General features: G+C 34.8%; 14 protein-coding genes. 9 read left to right on the forward strand and 5 right to left on the reverse strand.

The window, feature by feature from the left end:
• Window positions 1-54 precede the first annotated feature (54 nt).
• From I600_RS00765 to porX, 5 genes are all read right to left on the reverse strand, one after another.
• Window positions 55-1,254: an alanine dehydrogenase gene (locus I600_RS00765; RefSeq protein WP_058102613.1), complete on the reverse strand. Its 1,200-nt coding sequence runs from the start codon at window positions 1,252-1,254 to the stop codon at window positions 55-57.
• Window positions 1,255-1,352: 98 nt separating this feature from the next.
• Window positions 1,353-1,994 carry a hypothetical protein gene (locus tag I600_RS00770; RefSeq protein WP_058102614.1) on the reverse strand — a complete coding sequence of 214 codons (642 nt, stop codon included), beginning with the start codon at window positions 1,992-1,994 and terminating at the stop codon, window positions 1,353-1,355.
• 103 nt (window positions 1,995-2,097) lie between these two features.
• Entirely contained in the window at window positions 2,098-2,229 is a 132-nt protein-coding gene (locus tag I600_RS19530; RefSeq protein WP_262493567.1) for a hypothetical protein, read from the reverse strand.
• A gap of 223 nt (window positions 2,230-2,452) precedes the next feature.
• Window positions 2,453-2,866 (reverse strand): tRNA (adenosine(37)-N6)-threonylcarbamoyltransferase complex ATPase subunit type 1 TsaE, encoded by a 414-nt coding sequence (gene tsaE / locus I600_RS00775; RefSeq protein WP_058102615.1) that lies wholly within the window; start codon window positions 2,864-2,866, stop codon window positions 2,453-2,455.
• Between the two features lie 9 nt (window positions 2,867-2,875).
• A complete protein-coding gene (porX, locus tag I600_RS00780; protein ID WP_058102616.1) occupies window positions 2,876-4,420 on the reverse strand; it encodes a T9SS response regulator signal transducer PorX in 1,545 nt (514 codons plus the stop codon).
• An 86-nt stretch (window positions 4,421-4,506) separates the two neighbouring features.
• Between porX and I600_RS00785 the strand changes: the two genes are divergently transcribed.
• The 9 genes from I600_RS00785 (at window position 4,507) to I600_RS00825 (ending at window position 14,446) form a co-directional block, all read left to right on the forward strand.
• Window positions 4,507-5,736 carry an HD domain-containing protein gene (locus tag I600_RS00785; protein ID WP_058102617.1) on the forward strand — a complete coding sequence of 410 codons (1,230 nt, stop codon included), beginning with the start codon at window positions 4,507-4,509 and terminating at the stop codon, window positions 5,734-5,736.
• A gap of 23 nt (window positions 5,737-5,759) precedes the next feature.
• Window positions 5,760-6,776 (forward strand): UDP-3-O-(3-hydroxymyristoyl)glucosamine N-acyltransferase, encoded by a 1,017-nt coding sequence (lpxD, locus tag I600_RS00790; protein WP_058102618.1) that lies wholly within the window; start codon window positions 5,760-5,762, stop codon window positions 6,774-6,776.
• 2 nt (window positions 6,777-6,778) lie between these two features.
• A complete protein-coding gene (locus I600_RS00795; RefSeq protein ID WP_058102619.1) occupies window positions 6,779-8,179 on the forward strand; it encodes a bifunctional UDP-3-O-[3-hydroxymyristoyl] N-acetylglucosamine deacetylase/3-hydroxyacyl-ACP dehydratase in 1,401 nt (466 codons plus the stop codon).
• 1 nt (window position 8,180) lies between these two features.
• Window positions 8,181-8,966, forward strand: a complete 786-nt coding sequence (gene lpxA / locus I600_RS00800) for an acyl-ACP--UDP-N-acetylglucosamine O-acyltransferase (RefSeq protein WP_058102620.1) — start codon at window positions 8,181-8,183, stop codon at window positions 8,964-8,966.
• Between the two features lie 43 nt (window positions 8,967-9,009).
• Complete coding sequence (efp, locus tag I600_RS00805; protein ID WP_058102621.1) at window positions 9,010-9,576, forward strand: elongation factor P; 567 nt, start codon at window positions 9,010-9,012, stop codon at window positions 9,574-9,576.
• Between the two features lie 41 nt (window positions 9,577-9,617).
• On the forward strand, window positions 9,618-10,553 hold the full coding sequence (locus tag I600_RS00810) for a UDP-3-O-(3-hydroxymyristoyl)glucosamine N-acyltransferase (protein WP_058102622.1): 936 nt from the start codon (window positions 9,618-9,620) through the stop codon (window positions 10,551-10,553).
• Between the two features lie 75 nt (window positions 10,554-10,628).
• On the forward strand, window positions 10,629-11,501 hold the full coding sequence (gene sucD / locus I600_RS00815; protein ID WP_058102623.1) for a succinate--CoA ligase subunit alpha: 873 nt from the start codon (window positions 10,629-10,631) through the stop codon (window positions 11,499-11,501).
• Between the two features lie 106 nt (window positions 11,502-11,607).
• On the forward strand, window positions 11,608-12,357 hold the full coding sequence (gene fabG, locus I600_RS00820) for a 3-oxoacyl-[acyl-carrier-protein] reductase (RefSeq protein WP_058102624.1): 750 nt from the start codon (window positions 11,608-11,610) through the stop codon (window positions 12,355-12,357).
• A gap of 64 nt (window positions 12,358-12,421) precedes the next feature.
• Entirely contained in the window at window positions 12,422-14,446 is a 2,025-nt protein-coding gene (locus I600_RS00825) for a hypothetical protein (protein WP_058102625.1), read from the forward strand.
• Window positions 14,447-14,456 lie beyond the last annotated feature (10 nt).

Consider the following 14,456-nt stretch of genomic DNA (forward strand, 5'->3'; position numbering starts at 1 on the left):
AGAACGCGAAATTATGTCTTTTTAAATGGATAGAGAAAATTTTGCTTTTTTGTTTTAGAATATTAAAAAATTAATATCGCTATACTGAAGGTCAAACCATTCTCCGACCGATTTATTGGTCAAAATACCATGGTACATATATAGCCCATTTCGAAGTCCCTTATCAAAACGAAGGGAGTTTTCTAGTCCGCCGTCTTCGCCGATTTTAAGTAAATAAGGCGTGAAAATATTACTGATACTTACTGATGCCGTTTTTGGATATCTAGAGGGTATATTGGGCACGCCGTAGTGTATTACATCATATTTTTTTCTAGTAGGCTTATTGTGATCGGTAATTTCACTGGTTTCAAAACATCCGCCTGTATCTATACTTACATCAATGATTACGGCTCCCTTTTTCATATGCTCTACCATGGTGCTGGTAACTACAACGGGTGACCTATCTTTTCCTCTTGTGGCGCCAATAGCAACATCGCAGCGTTTTAAGGCCTTCAATAAATTTTTGGGTTGTATTGTAGATGTGTATACCGTTTGTTTAAGATTGGTCTGAATGTTTCTTAGCTTGGTAATAGAATTGTCAAAGACCTTTACATTTGCTCCTATACCTATTGCGGAGCGTGCTGCAAATTCACCAACGGTACCAGCACCAATAATAACAACTTCAACCGGTGGTACGCCACTAATATTACCGAACATAAGTCCGTTACCATTATTATTGGCGGCCATTAATTCTGCAGCAATCAATACCGATGAAATACCGGCAATTTCACTTAGAGAACGCACGGCCGGGTATTTCCCTTCTTCATCACGGATATATTCAAAAGCTATAGCCGTAATTCGTTTTCTTGCCAATTCCTCAAAATATTCTTTGTATTGCGTTTTAATCTGAAGTGCGGATATTATTGTAGTCTGCGGATTTATATATTCTATTTCGGTAAGGGTAGGAGGTTCTACTTTTAAAATTAACGGGCACGCAAAAACCTTTTTAGTATCCCTGGTAATTTCCCCACCAGCGGTTACATAATCCGCATCAGAAAAATGGGCTCCTTCACCTGCTCCAGATTCTATTAGAACACGATGACCGTTAGACGTTATGGCATTGACAGCATCAGGCGTTAAACATATTCTTTTTTCTTGGTACTGATTTTCCTTTGGGATGCCTATAAACAATTCACCTTTTTGGCGTAAAACCTCTAAGGTTTCCTCTTGTGGAATTAATTGGTGTTTGCTAAACGGTGATGTGGGTTCATTCATAACTAAAAAAATGCGTGGTTCAAATCACTGACTTGAAACTCAAATGTACAATTTTTAAAGAAATGAATGGGTTGTGCTTAATTAATGATATAGTGTAGTTAAAACTTAAGGTGTAGCCAACCTTGAACACGTTCTTGTAAATTTTTTAAAAAGTTCTCAATACTGCCGGTAGATAGTTTGGAATTTAAATCATCAGACAAAGAGGGCACATCATTTAGGGAGCTATCATCTTTTTTGTCACTGGTGTAGCCTTTAGCCTTTAGATCTTCTAGTTCAGCTTCCATTGCTTCTAGATCTATTCCATGAACATGCTTATCGTATAATTTAATACGAATAAAATAAACAAAGGGAATGGTAATCATACAAATAGGAATTATCCACCAGATATTATCAGTATCAATGTAGTGATCAGAATCATAGAACACTTCAAACATTTGAAATGCGTACATAGCTATTGGAATGATGATGATATGATACCACCAATCTCGTGAGGTAAGAAACCAGAAAATCAATAAATATAAAGGAACAATTTTAGATGTTAAAAACCATAGGTATGTAGATGCATCAGGAAATCCGTTTCCGTCTAAAGTAAAACCTAATATTGATACATCACCATTTGAATCATATGGTAAATAATCATATGTTTTGTATAGAAAAGGTGATATAGCAATAAAAAAAACGAGAAGAGATTCTAAAAATATCTTCTTTTTGGCTTTCTTTTTTTTTGATTTGTTGATCATTGACAAAATAGTATTACTATATGCTAACGACCGTATTTATTATTTATTATATAAAAAAAAAGAGCAATTAAATTGCTCTTTAAATTTCAAAAAAATATAGATATTATATTTTCTTAGTCAACTTCCTTTTATCAACATTTAAATCTTGATTATCAATGTTGATTACCGGTGCTGCCATTGCTAAAAGGAATACGCCTAAAGCGATTGAAGCTAAGAATGTTCTTTTGTTTTTCATTTTCAAGGGGTTTTTGGTTATACAAATATTTAGTTCTCCTACAAACGTAAGAAAAAATATACAACTAAAATGTCGTTAAACGTTAAAATTGTGACTTTTAACCGATTATTTGCACATTTTATCGAAATCCTTGTTTTTCATCGAATAAATACAATAAATCTTTAGCTTGAATGATGCTAAATTCCACAATTCTTATACCAAATGAATATTAGCGTTAAAACCCTTATTTAGAAAGAATTAGTTTTCTTGTTGTTTCGTCAATTATTTCAATAGTAATATTTTGAATATACGTAGGAAGAAGGTTCGGTATTTTTTCTGCCCACTCCATAAATATCCAGCCATTTGAAGACAAATAATCATCAAGCCCCATATCCATTGCTTCAGATTCATCATTTAGACGATAAAAATCAAAATGAAAGCCCAATAGTTCACCAGTTTCAAGTGCATACTCATTGACAAGTCCAAAAGTTGGGCTACTTACAGTATCACTGCTACCCAATTCTTTGACCAATGATTTTATTAACGTAGTTTTTCCGGCTCCCATTGGGGCATAAAATGCTAATATTTTACTTTTAGAATGTGTTACAATTTGCTTGGCAACATTAGGTAACTCACCTTCGTTATAAATGAATTCCATTTTAATAAACTATTTAGGTTCCAAAACTACAAAAGGAATAATCATTTCTTCTAAAGAAACTCCGCCATGTTGATAGGTGTTTCTATAATAACTTACATAGTGATTGTAATTATTGGGGTAGGCAAAGAAATAATCATTTTTAGCAAATATGAAAGAACTGCTCATATTTATACTTGGCAAATTAATGGTTTTTGGGTCTTTGGCTGCTAAAACCTCACTTTTTTCATACGTAAGACTTCTGCCGGTTTTATAGCGTAAATTCAGGCTTGTGTCCCTATCGCCAACAACTTTGGAAGGAGTTTTTACATTGATGGTGCCATGATCCGTGGTAATAATCAATTTCATTCCCAAGGTCTGCGCTTGCTGTATAATTTCTAACATGGGAGAATTCTTAAACCAACTGGTTGTTAATGAACGGTAAGATTTATCATTGGAAGCCAATTCTTTTATAACTTCCATTTCTGTTTTAGAATGAGAAAGCATATCCACAAAGTTGTACACAATTACGGTCAAATCATTATCCTTCTGCCCCTTAAAATTCTGACTTAAATGTTTGCCTTGTTTTAAACTACTAATCTTATGGTACTCCCATTTTAAATCAAGTCCAAGTCTCTTTAGTTGAGCATCTAAGAATTTGTCTTCAAAAAGGTTTTTTCCGCCTTCATCGGTATCGTTTTTCCACCATTCCGGATATTTCTTTTCCATATCTAACGGTGTTAACCCAGAAAATATCGCATTTCTAGCATACTGCGTTGCAGTAGGTAGAATACTATAGTAGGAATCTTCTTTTTTCTTTTTGTAAAAAGAGTTGACCGTATCTTCAAAAGCATACCATTGATCGTATCGTAAATTATCTACTACGATCAATAATGTTTTTTGATCTTTTATCTCGGGGGCGATCCATTTCTTGAATAAGGTGTGAGACATTACAGGTGCGTTCGTATCTGTAAACCAATCCTCATAATTGCGGTCTACAAATTTACCAAACTGTTGATTGGCTTCGGTTTTTTGGGATTCCAAGATTTCGAACATACCACTGTCTTCAATTTCTTCTAATTGAAGTTCCCAATAAATTAGCTTTTTATAAAGGTCGGACCATTCTTGATAAGTGCTGACCATGGATAGATCCATGGCTATTTTTCTAAATTCCTGTTGATAGTTACTAGTGGTTTTTTCAGAAACCAATCTAGAGTGGTCTAAATTCTTTTTAAGGGATAATAAAATTTGATTGGGGTTTACAGGTTTAATAAGGTAATCTGCAATTTTAGAACCTATGGCTTCTTCCATTATAAACTCCTCTTCACTTTTGGTGATCATGACCACAGGTAAAGAATTGTTTATTGTTTTAATTTCTGATAATGTTTCCAAACCGGAGATGCCTGGCATGTTTTCATCAAGAAAAACTATATCTACTCTAGTTTGTGCAAGTTCTTCTAGGGCCTCTTGTCCACTTTGACAGGTGATTACACTATAATTTTTAGATTCTAAAAAGATGATGTGTGGTTTAAGTAGATCTATTTCATCATCTACCCACAATATTTTTATTTTATTCATTGAATTATTATTTGACGATAATCAAATTATATGCTAATGCTTTTGTATAACTTTGAAATGTTAATTTCAGAAAAGACAACGTTATCTTGAAGACATCAAACAAATTGAAAATCTTTAATGATCCAATTTACGGATTTATTAGAATTCCCAATGCCCTAATATTTGACCTTATTGCCGATCCCTATTTTCAAAGGTTGAGAAGAATTTCACAAATGGGGTTGTCCTATTTAGTTTATCCGGGGGCACACCATACTAGATTCCATCATGCATTGGGTTGTATGTATTTAATGCAGAAGTCTATACAAGTGCTTCGTTTCAAAGGAGTTGAGATTTCTACAAGTGAAGAAGACGGACTTTTATGTGCCATTCTTTTACATGATATTGGTCACGGACCTTTTTCACATGCCATGGAACATAGCATTGTTGAAGGTGTTAGCCACGAGTTTATTTCACTTCAATTCATGCAAGAACTCAACGAACGATTTAACGGAAGTTTAACGGAGGCCATTTCTATCTTTACTGGAAATCATGAAAAAAAATTCTTGAACCAGCTAGTGTCTAGTCAATTAGATATGGACCGTTTAGATTATTTAAAAAGAGATAGCTTTTATACTGGTGTAGCGGAAGGTAATACCAATGCTGAACGTTTAATTACCATGTTGAATGTAGTGAACGGTAGCTTGGTCATTGAAGAAAAGGGTATCTATTCGGTTGAAAAATTCTTAATGGCACGTAGGTTCATGTACTGGCAAGTTTATCTTCATAAAACAGCAGTGGTGGCAGAACGATTACTTATCAGTATACTTAAAAGGGCACGTTTTCTAATTGAAAAAGGTGAAACATTGAATTCTAGTACTCCCTTACATTACTTTTTAACCCATCATATAGACATCAATAACTTTAATGGTGATACCTTATTAAAGTTTGCCAAGTTAGATGATATAGACATACTTGCAGCATTAAAAGATTGGCAATATTCTAATGATTTTGTTTTAAGTTCATTGTGTGCAATGATCATTAATAGAAAACTACTTCATATAAAGGTGAAAAAGGAACCTATTAGCGAAACTAAATTTTTAATGCAATTAAATAAGGTAAAAGCCGAGTATAATATTACGGATGAAGAGGCTTCGTATTTTGTGTTTAAGGGCGAGTTGAGAAATAAAGCTTACGATAGGCAACATCAGACTATCAACATTTTAAGGAAAAATGGAAAAATAACCGATGTCGCCAAATTGTCTGATCACCTAAATTTAAATGCACTTTCAAAAACGGTAACCAAATATTATATGTGTTATCCTAAAGAAGGGGTTTAACAATTTTTCTTACTTTTACGCTCATGAAATTTACAGCAGGTCAGATTGCAGGTATCTTAGAAGGAGAAGTACATGGAAATCCAGAAATAGCCGTACATAAACTTGCTAAAATAGAGGAAGGTGAAGAAGGTTCCCTTACTTTTTTAGCCAATCCTAAGTATACTTCATTCATTTATAAAACAAAAGCATCGGTAACGATAGTGAATAAAAGTTTTGTTCCTGAACAAGATTTGAACACTACATTGATTAAGGTAGAAGATGCTTACAAGTCATTTTCCAAGTTGTTGGAATACTACAATCAGGTTAAAAATAATAAGGTGGGTATTGAAGAGCCTATTTTTAAATCTGATAATGTTACTTATGGATCAGATGTATATATAGGTGCATTTGCATATTTAGGAAATAATGTGGTGTTGGGTGATAATGTGAAAATTTATCCAAATGCTTATATAGGTGATAACGTAAAGATTGGGAACAACGTTATCATTTTCGCTGGAGTAAAGGTGTATTCAGAAACTATAATTGGAAACAATTGCGTAATAAATAGTGGCGTAGTTTTGGGTGCAGACGGATTTGGTTTTGCTCCAAACGAAAACGGCGAGTTTATTAAAGTGCCACAGACCGGAAATGTAATCTTGGAGGATAACGTTGATATTGGCGCAGGTACCACCATAGATAGAGCTACATTAGGCTCTACCATTTTAAGAAAAGGGGTTAAGCTAGATAATCAAATACAAATAGCGCATAACGTTGAAATTGGAGAGCATACCGTAATTGCCGCTCAAACAGGCATTGCTGGCTCTACAAAAATTGGCAAACATTGTATGATTGGCGGACAGGTAGGTATCGTTGGTCATATTGTCATTGGCGACAATGTAAAAATACAGGCACAATCTGGTATCGGTAGAAATGTGAAAGACAATGAAGTTTTGCAAGGTTCACCAGCACTAAACTATGGTGATTTCAACAAATCATATGTTCATTTTAAGAATTTATCAAAAATAATAAGTAGAATCGACACCTTAGAAAAGAAAGATTGACGATGAGCACAACAACTATTAAACAAACAACAATTGGTAAAGAGGTAAGTCTTACGGGAGTAGGTTTACATACCGGTAGTGATGTAACCATTAAATTTGTACCCGCAGATAAAAATCACGGATACGCTTTTAAAAGAGTCGATTTGGAAGGTACTCCTATAATACCTGCAGATGCCAATTTGGTGAACAATACACAAAGAGGTACTAACTTAGAAAAGAATGGTGTTAAAATTCAGACTTCTGAGCACGTTTTGGCTGCTTTGGTAGGTTTGGAAATTGACAATGTTCTTATAGAGCTTAATGCTGCGGAGCCTCCGATTATGGATGGTTCTTCCAAGTTTTTTGTAGAAGCATTGGAAAAAGCTGGTATTGTTGAGCAAGATGCCTATAGAGAGGAGTACGTAGTTAAGGAAGTTATTTCATATAGAGACGAAAAAACGGGTAGTGAAATTACCATAATTCCTAGTGACACCTACCAAGTAACTACTATGGTGGATTTTGGCACTAAGGTCTTGGGTACCCAAAATGCAACATTAGAAAATATTTCCGATTTCAAAAAAGAAATTGCCGATGCTAGAACTTTTAGTTTTCTACATGAATTAGAGGCTTTACTTGAAAACGGACTTATTAAAGGTGGTGATTTAAATAATGCCATTGTTTATGTGGATAAGGAGATTTCGGAGGAAACAATGAAAAAGCTTGAAAAAGCTTTTAATAAAAAGAAACTTTCCGTTAAGGCAAATGGTATTCTTGACAACTTGACCTTGCATCAGCCAAACGAGGCAGCTCGTCATAAATTATTGGATGTTATTGGTGATTTAGCCTTGGCAGGTACCAGAATTAGAGGTAAGGTTATTGCAAATAAGCCTGGGCACTATGTAAATACTCAATTTGCTAAAAAAATTGCTCAAATAATAAAATTGGAGAAACGTAACAACGTACCTAAGTACGATCTAAGTTTACCTCCATTGATGGATATTCATCAAATAATGGATATGTTACCGCATAGACCGCCATTCTTGTTGATCGATCGTATTTTAGAGCTTTCCGATCAACATGTTGTAGGTATGAAAAACGTTACCATGAACGAGCCGTTTTTTGTAGGTCATTTTCCTGGAGCACCTGTAATGCCTGGTGTGTTGCAAGTAGAGGCAATGGCACAAACTGGTGGTATTTTGGTTCTAAGTACAGTGCCTGATCCAGAAAACTACTTAACACTTTTCATGAAAATTGACAAAGTTAAATTTAAAAGACAAGTGCTACCTGGAGATACATTAATATTCCATTGTAGTCTAATTACCCCGATAAGAAGGGGAATCTGCCATATGCAGGCTTATGCTTACGCTAATGATAAGTTGGTTAGTGAAGCGGAGATGATGGCTCAAATTGTAAAAAGAACATAGTATGAATCAACCTTTAGCCTATATTCATCCGGGAGCTAAAATTGCAAAGAATGTAGTTGTAGAGCCATTTACTACAATTCACAATAATGTTACTATTGGAGATGGTACCTGGATCGGGTCTAATGTAACTATCATGGAAGGTGCACGTATTGGGAAAAACTGTAATATTTTTCCTGGTGCGGTTATTTCCGCTTCTCCACAAGATTTAAAATACGAAGGGGAAGATACCACGGTAGTTATTGGTGATAATACTACCATTAGGGAGTGTGCCACTATACATAAGGGTACTTCAGACAGAATGAAAACGGTAATCGGCAAAAATTGTTTGATAATGGCGTATTGCCACGTTGCCCATGACTGTTTGGTGGGTGATAATTGTATTTTTTCTAATAATTCCACACTAGCGGGACACGTTACAATTGGTGATAATGTAATTTTGGCTGGTTTGGTTGCCGTGCATCAATTTGTATCGGTTGGTCAACATGCCTTTGTTACCGGAGGATCCTTGGTTAGAAAAGATGTGCCACCTTATGTGAAAGCGGCGAGAGAGCCTCTTTCATACGTAGGAATCAATTCTGTTGGTTTGAGAAGAAGAGGTTTCATCTCGGAAAAAATTAGGGAAATACAGAATATCTACCGTATACTTTATCAAAAAAACTACAACAATACCCAAGCGGTACAAATTATAGAAGCTGAAATGGAGGCCACTCCAGAAAGAGATGAGATATTGCAGTTTATTCGTGATTCTCAGCGTGGTATCATGAAAGGTTATTTCAGCAATAATTAAATATATTTTAAACTTAAGTTAACTACATTAATATTAAACAGTAATGGCATCTACATCAGATATACGAAAAGGACTATGCATAAGATATAATAACGATATCTATAAAATAATTGAATTTTTACATGTAAAACCAGGTAAAGGTCCTGCTTTTGTACGTACTAAATTAAAAAGTGTTTCTACAGGCAAAGTATTGGATAATACATTTTCTGCAGGTCATAAAATAGAAGATGTTCGTGTAGAAACACGTTCTTATCAATATTTATATCCAGAAGGTGAAACGTATCACTTCATGAATACTGATGATTACAATCAAATTACACTTCAAGAAAGCTCTTTAGATGCTCCTGGTCTTTTAAAAGAAGGAGAAATTGTAAAGATCATGTTCAATACAGAGGACAGCATGCCTTTATCTGTTGATATGCCGGCAAGTGTTGTTCTTGAGGTTACGTATACTGAACCTGGAGTTAAAGGTAATACAGCTACCAATGCTACAAAACCTGCAACGGTTGAAACTGGAGCGGAAGTGAATGTGCCACTTTTTATTAATGAAGGTGATAAGGTTAAAATAGATACTTCTACAGGTTCTTACATGGAACGTGTAAAGGAATAATTGCCAAAGGTAGATTCTTTATTTAGAGCTAAAAAAGTCATTTGAAATTTCCTACTACTTTTTCGTTAAAACAGATTGCAGAGATAATCTCTAGTGAATATGTTGGGCAAGATGATTTTCCTGTGTTGGGCATGAACGAGATTCATGTTGTGGAACCAGGGGATATTGTATTCGTAGACCACCCAAAGTATTATGATAAGGCTTTGGAGTCCAAGGCTACTATCATTTTAATCAATAAGCAAGTAGATTGTCCAAACGGAAAAGCATTATTGATTTCTGATGACCCATTTAGGGACTTCAATAAGCTTACCACGTTCTTTCAACCATTTGTGCCAAGCAGTCAATCAATTGCCGCAACTGCAAAAATTGGAAAGGATACTGTTATACAACCCAATACTTTTGTTGGTAACAATGTTGTAATAGGAGAGAATTGTATAATTCACTCAAACGTAACAATTTATGATAATTGCTTAATTGGTGATAATGTTACCATACATGCAGGCACTGTTTTAGGTGCTGATGCCTTTTATTATAAAAAGCGCCCAGAAGGTTTTGATAAATTAATTTCGGGCGGTAGGGTAGTACTTGAGGATAATGTTGATATTGGTGCGCTTTGTACCATTGATAGAGGCGTTTCGGGTGATACGACAATTGGTTACGGAACAAAGTTGGACAATCAAGTTCATGTAGGCCATGATACGGTTATTGGTAAAAAGTGCTTAATTGCCTCTCAAACGGGTATTGCCGGTTGTGTTATTATTGAAGATGAAGTGACTTTGTGGGGACAAGTTGGTACCAATAGTGGAATTACCATAGGTGCCAAAGCTGTAATTATGGGGCAAACAGGAGTAACAAAATCTGTAAAAGGAGGTAAGAGCTACTTTGGTACGCCAATAGAGGAATCTCGTGAAAAGCTAAAGCAATTGGCCTATTTAAAGCAGATTCCAGAAATAATTAAAAAAATAGATAAGAAATAGCTAAGTAATGCTATAAAATTCATTAACAACTTATATTTTTGTTCATAATTAAAAAAATAAATAAACTACAGTAGTATGAGCGTATTAGTAAATAAGGATTCCAAAATAATCGTACAAGGTTTCACCGGTAGTGAAGGTACTTTCCATGCAGGACAGATGATTGAGTACGGTACTAATATCGTAGGTGGTGTTACACCAGGTAAAGGTGGACAAGAGCATTTGGGAAAACCCGTTTTCAATACGGTTACCGAAGCTGTTGAAAAGGTAGGCGCGGATACTACTATAATTTTCGTTCCGCCAGCATTTGCTGCAGATGCTATAATGGAAGCTGCTGAAGCTGGTATTAAAGTTATTATTACAATTACAGAAGGTATTCCTGTTGCCGATATGGTGAAGGTAGCCAACTATATTAAAAATAAAGAATGTCGCTTGATCGGACCTAACTGTCCGGGTGTAATAACACCAGGTGAGGCAAAAGTTGGTATTATGCCAGGTTTTGTATTTAAAGAAGGTAATGTAGGTATTGTTTCCAAATCAGGAACTTTAACTTACGAAGCTGCTGACCAGGTGGTTCGCCAAGGTTTAGGAATTACTACTGCTATTGGTATTGGTGGTGATCCAATTATTGGAACTACTACTAAAGAAGCAGTTGAGTTATTGATCAATGATCCTGCTACAGAGTGTGTGGTAATGATCGGTGAGATTGGCGGACAATTAGAGGCTGATGCTGCACAGTGGTATAAAGCTAGTGGAAGTAAAAAACCAGTTGTTGGATTTATTGCAGGTGAAACTGCTCCGGCCGGTAGAACAATGGGTCATGCTGGTGCTATTGTTGGTGGTAGTGATGATACTGCCCAAGCCAAGAAAAGAATTATGAGAGAATGTGGAATTCACGTTGTAGATTCTCCAGCTGAAATTGGCTTAAAAGTTAAAGAAGTAATGGGATAAGATTCCCTCTTTATAGTATAAAATCCCGTTTATAGCGGGATTTTTTTTAGCCTATAAATGAAACAAAAGGTATATTTGATAAACATCGGTTTAAAACAACGGACTTATGAAATTATTAGAAGATAAAAACGTAATTATAACAGGGGCTAGCAGAGGAATTGGTATGGGTATAGCCCAAGTTTTTGCGGATCATGGAGCAAATGTTGCATTTACATATAGTTCTAGTGAAGCTCCTGCATTAGCGTTAGAAAAGGAATTAACAGAGAAAGGCGTTAAGGCAAAAGCCTATAAAAGTAATGCTGCCAGTTTTCAAGAAGCTGAAGAGCTGGTTGCTAAAGTACTAGAAGATTTTGATGGAAGAATTGATGTGTTGATCAACAACGCAGGTATCACTAAAGATAATCTTTTAATGCGCATGTCAGAAGCAGATTTTGATGCTGTCATAGATATCAACTTGAAATCTGTTTTTAACATGACCAAAGCCGTACAAAGAACTTTGTTGAAACAACGTAAAGGTTCTATCATTAATATGAGTAGTGTGGTTGGGGTAAAAGGTAATGCAGGTCAAACCAATTACGCTGCATCTAAGGCAGGTATGATTGGTTTTACTAAATCTGTTGCATTGGAATTAGGCTCTAGAAATATTAGATGTAACGCTATTGCACCAGGATTCATTGAAACAGAAATGACCGATAAATTGGATGAAAAAACGGTTCAAGGATGGAGAGACGGTATTCCGTTAAAACGAGGAGGTTCTACCGAGGATATTGCAAATGCATGTTTGTATTTTGCATCTGACCTTTCTAGTTATGTAACAGGTCAAGTACTTAATGTTGATGGTGGTATGCTTACCTAACACAATATTTATTCTTAGGCTTACTTTTTAAGTTCCTTTGATTAATTGAAATTTAGAAGCATTCATGGAGAGCATAACGGTACTGTATATAATTATTGCGGCAATAGCTGCACTGGGTATCGTTGTTTTTCAGTATTTGTATAAACAGAAGGCTAAAAGCAAAATTAATTTGCTTTTAGCCTTTTTACGATTTATAGGGGTTTTCGGATTGCTTCTATTATTGATAAATCCGAAGTTTTCTCAAAAAACGTATACCTTAGAAAAACCTAATCTGGTTATTCTTGCTGATAATTCTTCTTCCATTTCTGAAAATGGAGCAGAGTTAAATGAGCTAATGAGTTCAATTGGAGCTTCTGATAAAATCTCAGATCGTTTTAATGTGGCTAGTTATAAATTTGGGACAGGGTTAGAAGTTTTGGATAGTCTTTCATTTGATGAAAAGTATAGCAATTTTCATAAATCCTTATCAGCCTTAAAAAATATCTATAGTCGCGAGCAAACAATTACACTGTTGTTGTCAGACGGTAACCAGACTATTGGTGAGGACTATAGCTTTTTCAAATCTAATGAAAGCAATGCTATAAACACAGTGGTATTAGGTGATACTACTTTGTATAAAGATATTTCTGTGGGTCCCATATTGACCAATAAATATGCATTTCTAAAAAATAAATTCCCATTAGAGACTTATATTTCTTATCAGGGCAAAGTAACTGCTTCCGCAACTGTTTTGGTTAGAATGGATAACAAAGTTGTGCATAGGGAAAAGGTTGAACTCAATGCAGATGTTAATTTAAAAACAATTTCTATTCAGGTTGATGCCAATTCAGTTGGCACAAAAAATATTCGTGTGGAAGTTACGAAACTGCAAGATGAACGTAATGTCAATAATAACGTACGCAGTACTAGTATTGAAGTCATAGACGAGAAAACAAAAATAGCCTTGGTCAGTGATATTTTACATCCAGACTTAGGTGCATTAAAAAAAGCTATTGAAAGTAATGAGCAAAGAGAGGTATTTTTTTTAAAGCCAAATACGGCTAATAATTTGGAGGATATTGATTTGTTTATTTTTTATCAGCCTAATGCCAAATTTAAAAAATTGTTCGATTTTGTTAAGGATAGAAATTCTAATTCATTTGTGATTACAGGTATTCAAACGGATTATAACTTTTTGAACAGGAGTAATTTAGGTTTTGAAATTGAGAACGGATATCCTGAGCAAGAAGTATTTGGGTTATTGAACAATGGCTTCTCAAAATATGATATTGCAAATTTTGATTTAACGGATTTTCCACCTTTGCTTAGTGATGCAGGACCAGTATTAATTACTACAGCTTTTGAACCGCTGTTAGGAACACAGATTAAAGGAAAGGATATTCAACAGCCGTTACTTACTGTATTGGAACAAAACTCAAACAAAAAAGCACTTTTACTTGGAGAAAACCTTTGGAAGTGGAGGGTTCAGACATATAGAAATACCGGAGCGTTTTCTAATTTTGATGAGTTTATAGCAAATCTAGTCCGTTATTTAACCAGTTCTAAAAACAAGACCAGGTTAAATGTAGATTATGAAAAAATTTATGAAGGCAGTAATAACACTATTATTACAGCAACTTATTTTGATGAGGCCTTTTTATTTGACCCAAATGCCAAAATCAGTATAAAGGTTACCGATACAAAAACCAAAAATACTCAAACCAGCCCCATGATTTTAAAAAACGGGTATTTTGAAGCGGACTTATCCAATTTAATTTCAGGTAGTTATAGTTTTGTGGTGTCGGTTGAAAACTACCAAAAATCAGAAACTGGTTCATTTGTTATCAATGAATTTAATTTGGAAAATCAATTTGTTTCAAGCGATTATTTAAAATTGGAAAAATTGGCAACTAACTCTGGCGGTAAATTGTATTATCCTTCCCAAATAGATGAGCTAATAAGTGATTTGGAAGAAAATGACACCTACGTCCCCACGGAGAAAAGCACTGAAAATATCGTATCTTTGATTGATTTCGAAATACTACTGGCAATAATTGTATTTGCCTTTGCTTCAGAATGGTTTATAAGAAAATATAACGGATTAATTTAATTGAACACTA

Origin of the sequence: Maribacter dokdonensis DSW-8 (assembly GCF_001447995.1) — a bacterium.
GTDB classification, from domain to species: domain Bacteria; phylum Bacteroidota; class Bacteroidia; order Flavobacteriales; family Flavobacteriaceae; genus Maribacter; species Maribacter dokdonensis.

Excerpts from the sequence above, each read along its gene's own strand:
- I600_RS00765 (WP_058102613.1), bottom strand. The coding sequence starts at position 1,254 with ATGAATGAACCCACATCACCGTTTAGCAAACACCAATTAATTCCACAA.
- I600_RS00770 (WP_058102614.1), bottom strand. The coding sequence starts at position 1,994 with ATGATCAACAAATCAAAAAAAAAGAAAGCCAAAAAGAAGATATTTTTA.
- I600_RS19530 (WP_262493567.1), bottom strand. The coding sequence starts at position 2,229 with ATGAAAAACAAAAGAACATTCTTAGCTTCAATCGCTTTAGGCGTATTC.
- tsaE (WP_058102615.1), bottom strand. The coding sequence starts at position 2,866 with ATGGAATTCATTTATAACGAAGGTGAGTTACCTAATGTTGCCAAGCAA.
- porX (WP_058102616.1), bottom strand. The coding sequence starts at position 4,420 with ATGAATAAAATAAAAATATTGTGGGTAGATGATGAAATAGATCTACTT.
- lpxD (WP_058102618.1), top strand. The coding sequence starts at position 5,760 with ATGAAATTTACAGCAGGTCAGATTGCAGGTATCTTAGAAGGAGAAGTA.
- I600_RS00795 (WP_058102619.1), top strand. The coding sequence starts at position 6,779 with ATGAGCACAACAACTATTAAACAAACAACAATTGGTAAAGAGGTAAGT.
- lpxA (WP_058102620.1), top strand. The coding sequence starts at position 8,181 with ATGAATCAACCTTTAGCCTATATTCATCCGGGAGCTAAAATTGCAAAG.
- efp (WP_058102621.1), top strand. The coding sequence starts at position 9,010 with ATGGCATCTACATCAGATATACGAAAAGGACTATGCATAAGATATAAT.
- sucD (WP_058102623.1), top strand. The coding sequence starts at position 10,629 with ATGAGCGTATTAGTAAATAAGGATTCCAAAATAATCGTACAAGGTTTC.
- fabG (WP_058102624.1), top strand. The coding sequence starts at position 11,608 with ATGAAATTATTAGAAGATAAAAACGTAATTATAACAGGGGCTAGCAGA.
- I600_RS00825 (WP_058102625.1), top strand. The coding sequence starts at position 12,422 with ATGGAGAGCATAACGGTACTGTATATAATTATTGCGGCAATAGCTGCA.